Annotated in this window: 5 protein-coding genes and 1 pseudogene; 5 read left to right on the top strand and 1 reads right to left on the bottom strand. The window is 70.2% G+C overall.

Going from position 1 to position 5,299, the window contains the following annotated elements; all coding sequences use genetic code 11:
* Together DBR34_RS23030 and DBR34_RS13100 are read left to right on the top strand one after the other, a co-directional pair.
* Nucleotides 1-265: pseudogene (locus DBR34_RS23030) on the top strand (hypothetical protein); the annotation flags it as partial.
* 53 nt (nucleotides 266-318) lie between these two features.
* Nucleotides 319-1,425, top strand: a complete 1,107-nt coding sequence (locus DBR34_RS13100; protein WP_128097112.1) for a toxic anion resistance protein — start codon at nucleotides 319-321, stop codon at nucleotides 1,423-1,425.
* 41 nt (nucleotides 1,426-1,466) lie between these two features.
* Here DBR34_RS13100 and DBR34_RS13105 read toward each other — a convergent pair whose 3' ends face one another.
* Nucleotides 1,467-2,360 (bottom strand): LysR family transcriptional regulator, encoded by an 894-nt coding sequence (locus tag DBR34_RS13105; protein WP_128097113.1) that lies wholly within the window; start codon nucleotides 2,358-2,360, stop codon nucleotides 1,467-1,469.
* A 95-nt stretch (nucleotides 2,361-2,455) separates the two neighbouring features.
* Between DBR34_RS13105 and trpB the strand changes: the two genes are divergently transcribed.
* Genes trpB through trpA form a run of 3 tightly spaced genes read left to right on the top strand, consistent with a single transcriptional unit; the run spans nucleotide 2,456 to nucleotide 5,173 of the window.
* Nucleotides 2,456-3,673, top strand: coding sequence for a tryptophan synthase subunit beta (gene trpB, locus DBR34_RS13110; RefSeq protein WP_128097114.1), 1,218 nt, complete (start codon nucleotides 2,456-2,458; stop codon nucleotides 3,671-3,673).
* Entirely contained in the window at nucleotides 3,670-4,359 is a 690-nt protein-coding gene (locus tag DBR34_RS13115; protein ID WP_128097115.1) for a hypothetical protein, read from the top strand. The genes trpB and DBR34_RS13115 overlap by 4 nt, the downstream gene beginning before the upstream one ends.
* Nucleotides 4,360-4,366: 7 nt before the next feature.
* Nucleotides 4,367-5,173: a tryptophan synthase subunit alpha gene (gene trpA / locus DBR34_RS13120; RefSeq protein WP_128097116.1), complete on the top strand. Its 807-nt coding sequence runs from the start codon at nucleotides 4,367-4,369 to the stop codon at nucleotides 5,171-5,173.
* Nucleotides 5,174-5,299 lie beyond the last annotated feature (126 nt).

Raw genomic sequence — 5,299 nt, forward strand, 5'->3', positions numbered from 1 at the left:
GGGCACGTTGCACCAGCGCGTGGTGCACCTGCGCACGCTGGCCTCGCTCAAACGCATGCAGGCTGGCCAGACACAGCTGCTGCAGGCCCAGGACGCGGCCCTGCTGGACCACTTCCAGCGCATCGCCGAGGTGCTGGTGCCGGCGTGGCAGAAGGCCGTCCGTGCCGGCCGCACCCGGACGCATGCACGGCAGAACGAGCAGGCCGCGCAACTGCTGGGCCAGATCCGCGCCGAGGTCGCCGCGGCGCACGCTAGACTTCCCTGAGTACACTGACCCGTGCCGGCGCTCCGGCCGCCCTTCAGAATGGAGATGCACCGATGACCCAGGATTCCCAGCCGAACGCGTCCCTCCCGGTGGAGGTCAGCGTGGATGTCATCGATGACAATGCATTGCAGGCGCTGGGCCTGGGCCGGGACGACCTGCCGAAAATCGCCGAGATCGGGCGCAGCCTGGACGACATCCGGCCGGGCAACCTGCAGGTGTTCGGGCGCGACGCGGCGGCCAAGACGGCGGCGTTTTCCAGCCAGCTGCTCGACCAGGTACGCAACCGCGACCTCGATGCCAGCGGCGACAAGCTGGGCGAGGTGGTGCGCATCGCGCGCTCGCTGAAGCTTGACGGGCTAACCGAACGCTCGAAGGTGCCGGTGATCGGTGGGTTGATCGACAAGCTGCGCGCGTCCAAGGGCGAGCTGGTGCAGAAATTCAGCGACACCAACCGCCAGATCGAGCAGCTGATGGGCGACGTGGGCAGCCAGCAGGCGCTGATGGGCCAGCGCGTGGTCGAGTTCGACCGCATGCACGAGATCGTCCGCGAAGAGCGCCACGGCCTGGGCCTGCACATCGCCGCCGGCAAGCGCCGGATCGCCTCGCTGCGCAGCGAACAGCTGGCGGGGCAGGGCCAGGACGATCCGCAGCAGCGGATCCGCCAGGGCGAGCTGGACAACGCGATCCGGCTGCTCGACAAGCGCGTGGGCGACCTGCTGGTCATGCAGCACGCCGCCGACCAGTCGTTGCCGATGATCCGGCTGATCCAGGCCAACGCGATCCTGTTGATCGAGAAGTTCAACACCGTCCGCGACATCACCATTCCGTCGTGGAAGCGTCAGTTCGCGATCCAGTTGTCGCTCAACGAGCAGAAGAACGCGGTGGCGTTGTCCAACGCGATCGACGATGCCACCAACGAGATGATGCGGCGCAATGCCGACCTGCTGCGGCAGACCACCGTTGAAACGGCCAAGGCCAACCAGCGCGCCGTGATCGACGTGGCCACCCTGCGCCACGTGCACGAGCAGCTGATCGCCACGGTGGAAGAAGTGCGCACCATCCACCGCGAGGGCATGCAGCAGCGCCAGCAGGCCGAAGTGGAACTGGCGCGCCTGCGCGACGACGTGCAGCAACGCCTGGCAGCGCCGACCGCCGTCTGACCGGCGCGCGCCCCGGCATCGTCCCCACCCACGGTGGGGATCTACGCCCCCGCCAACTGCTGCTGCAGCCACCCGGCCAGCACGTCCACCCGTGCATCCACCGCCCCGTCGGGCGTGGCCAGCACCCAGAACCCCCCGGTGGCGCCAAAGCCCCATGGCGCCAACAGGCGGCCGGCGGCCAGCTCGTCGGCCACCAGCGGCTCGGGCGCGATCGCCACGCCCAGCCCGGCCACGGCTGCCTCCAGCAGGTAGTACAGGTGCTCGAACCCGCTGCCCATGTGCAGCTGCGCCGGGTCCAGCCCATGCGCCAGTGCCCAGGCCGGCCACGCCTGCGGGCGCGAGGCGGTATGCAGCAACGCTTCGCCGAGCAGGGCGGTCGGCGGCTGCTGGCGCAACCGCGCCGCCGCCGGGTGCTGCGGGCTGACCACCACGCCCACCCGTTCCGGCGCCAGTTCGCGCACCTGCCACCCCCGTGGCCACGGGGGCTGGGCGAGCAGCAGCACCGCATCCAGGCCGCGCTGGGCGTCGGTGAAACTGCCGTCCTGCGCCGACCAATGCAGCGCCAGCGACGGCAGGTCGCGCTGCAGCGCCGGCAGGTGCGGAATCATCCAGCGCGCCAGGATGCTGCCGCTGCAGCCCAGCACCAGCGCGTCCGGCCGCTGCTGGCGCTTGAGCGCGCCCACCGCCTCGCGGATCTGCCCGAACGCGCCCTCGCAGGCGCTCTGCAGCTCGGCCCCGGCCCGGGTCAGGCGCAGTCCGCGTCCGTCGCGTTCAAACAGGGCCACGCCCAGGTGATCCTCCAGCACCCGCAGCTGGCGGCTGATCGCGCCATGGGTGACGTGCAGGGCCTCCGCGGCACGGCCCACCCCACCCAGGCGGGCGGCGGCCTCGAAACTGCGCAGGGCGTTGAGCGGCGGCAGGGGAAGGTCGCTCATGTGAGTTTTCCTGACGGGTTGTCGCAGATATTATCGATATTCCTGTCATGACATGTGCGTTAAATTGGCACCCTGTCTCCACCGGTTGTCGCGCCATGTCCGCATCCCCCATCACCGATTTCCACGCCTACCCCGATGCCCAGGGCCATTTCGGCCGCTACGGCGGCAGTTTCGTTGCTGAAACGCTGATCGGGCCGCTGCAGGAACTGGCGGCCGCCTACGACGAGGCGCGCCGCGATCCGGCCTTCATCGCCGCCTACGACAAGGACCTCACCCACTACGTGGGCCGGCCCAGCCCGATCTACCACGCCGAACGGCTCAGCCAGCAGGTGGGCGGGGCGCAGATCCTGCTCAAGCGCGAAGACCTGAACCACACCGGCGCGCACAAGATCAACAACACCATCGGCCAGGCCCTGCTGGCCGCGCGGATGGGCAAGACCCGCATCATCGCCGAGACCGGCGCCGGCCAGCATGGCGTGGCCAGCGCCACCGTGGCCGCCCGTCTGGGCCTGGAGTGCGTGGTCTACATGGGTGCCACCGACATCGAACGGCAGAAGATCAACGTCTACCGCATGAAGCTGCTCGGGGCCACGGTGGTGCCGGTCACCTCCGGCTCGGCCACGCTCAAGGACGCGCTCAATGAAGCCATGCGCGACTGGGTCACCAACGTGCGCGACACCTTCTACATCATCGGCACCGTCGCCGGCCCGGACCCGTACCCGCGCATGGTGCGTGACTTCAACGCCATCGTCGGCCGCGAAGCGCGCGCGCAGATGCTCACCGATTACGGCCGCCTGCCCGATGCGATCACCGCCTGCGTCGGCGGCGGCAGCAATGCCATCGGCCTGTTCCATGCCTTCCTCAACGACCGCGACGTGCGCATCGTCGGTGCCGAAGCGGCCGGTGATGGCATCGAGACCGGCCGCCATGCCGCCTCCATCGCCGCGGGCCGCCCGGGCGTACTGCACGGCAACCGCACCTATGTGATCTGCGACGACGACGGCCAGATCACCGAAACCCACTCGGTGTCGGCCGGCCTGGACTACCCGGGCGTCGGCCCGGAGCATGCCTTCCTGGCCGATGCCGGGCGCGCTGAATATGTCGGCATCACCGACGAGGAAGCGCTGGCCGCGTTCCACCAGCTGGCCCACAGCGAAGGCATCCTGGCCGCGCTGGAATCCAGCCACGCCGTGGCCCAGGCCATCAAGATCGCGCGTGACCTGCCTCGCGACAAACTGGTGCTGTGCAACCTGTCCGGCCGTGGTGACAAGGACGTGCATACCATCGCCGCACGCGAGGGCCTGATGCTGTGAATCCACTGCTGCGCCAGGGAAGTGCGCTGCTGATCGTGGTCGGTCTGACCGCCTGCACCCCACCGGACCCGCCGCTGCTGCCCGCCGCGCCGGCGTCGCCCGCGGCCATCGCACCGGCGCAGGTGCCGGCGAGCAACGATGACGACCTGGCCAACCGCCCGATCGAGGATGAGCCCGAACTGCCGGCCCCAGCCCCCGATGCGGTCCCGGCGCCCGCCGTGGTGTCCGTTGCCCTGGACCATGCCGGCGACATCGTCATCGGCCAGCGCTTCACCGCCGCCGATGCCGATGCCACCTGGCATTCGGCCGGTCTGAGCGAAGGCGGGCAGGCCGGCAGCTGCGAGTACTACGAGCGCGGCAGCCTGCCCGAGGGCATCTCGATGATGGTCGACGACGACCACGTGCAGCGCTTCGAACTGGCGCCGCTGGACGGCACCGATGAAACCATCACCCAGGCCGGCCCGTTCGGGCTGCGCCTGGGCATGACGCGTGACGCCGCGCTCAAGCGCCTGCCCAAGGGCAGCCTTGCGCAGCCGCACGCCTACGACCCTGAAACGGGCGAATACCTGACCTGGCAGGACCCCGGCTCGGATCTGGCGATCCGGCTGGAGATCTTCGACGGGGTGATTTCGACGCTGTACTGGGGCGCCAGCGGCGCCGTTGAATTGATTGAAGGATGTGCCTGAAATGTCCGTGGACCGTATCGATGCCTGTTTTGCCCGCCTGCGCGCCGAGGGCCGCAAGGCCCTGATTCCCTTCATCACCGCCGGTGATCCGGGCCTTGACGCCACCGTGCCGGTGATGCACGCGCTGGCCGCCGCCGGCGCGGACGTGATCGAACTGGGCGTGCCGTTCTCCGACCCGATGGCCGACGGCCCCACCATCCAGCGCAGCTCCGAGCGCGCGCTGGCGCGCGGGGCAGGGCTGCGCTACGTGCTGGAAACCGTGGCCGCCTTCCGCCGCGACGACGCCACCACCCCGGTGGTGCTGATGGGCTACCTGAACCCGGTCGAGATCCACGGTACCGCCCGCTTCGCCGACGCGGCCATCGCCGCGGGCGTGGACGGCGTGCTGCTGGTCGACCTGCCGCCGGAAGAGGCCGCCGAAACCCGCGCCATCTTCACCGCCGCCGGCCTGGCCCTGATCCTGCTGGCCTCTCCGACCACCGCCGACACCCGGCTGGACACCCTGTCGGCCATGGCCCAGGGCTACCTCTACTACGTCAGCTTCGCCGGCGTCACCGGCGCGTCCGAACGCCTCGACAGCAGCGCCGCCAGCGCCCGCCTGCGCGACCTGCGCAGCCGCTCCACCGTCCCGGTCGTAGCCGGCTTCGGCATCAAGGACGCCGCCAGCGCCGCGGCCATGGCCGTCGAAGCCGACGGCGTCGTAGTCGGCAGCGCCCTGGTCGCCGCGCTGGGTGAAGCGGCCGATGCAGGCGCTGCCGCACAGACCGCAACGTCCTTCCTCGCGCCGCTGCGCGCCGCGCTCGACAAGGCCTGATCAAGCGGCGCCCCCGCTCTCCGATCCGCAGACATGAAACTGTGCAGAGGCAGGCGGGCAGCCGCGCCCGGGACCGTTGGGCGCCATGGATGGCGCCCACGAGCCCCCAGGGGTGAGAGCGCATGC

The sequence above is a fragment of the Stenotrophomonas sp. HMWF003 genome, from assembly GCF_003061285.1.
Classification (GTDB): Bacteria; Pseudomonadota; Gammaproteobacteria; order Xanthomonadales; family Xanthomonadaceae; genus Stenotrophomonas; species Stenotrophomonas maltophilia_AP.

What these genes read in the sequence shown, in the direction of transcription:
- DBR34_RS13100 (WP_128097112.1), top strand. Translation starts at nt 319, where the DNA reads ATGACCCAGGATTCCCAGCCGAACGCGTCCCTCCCGGTGGAGGTCAGC.
- DBR34_RS13105 (WP_128097113.1), bottom strand. Translation starts at nt 2,360, where the DNA reads ATGAGCGACCTTCCCCTGCCGCCGCTCAACGCCCTGCGCAGTTTCGAG.
- trpB (WP_128097114.1), top strand. Translation starts at nt 2,456, where the DNA reads ATGTCCGCATCCCCCATCACCGATTTCCACGCCTACCCCGATGCCCAG.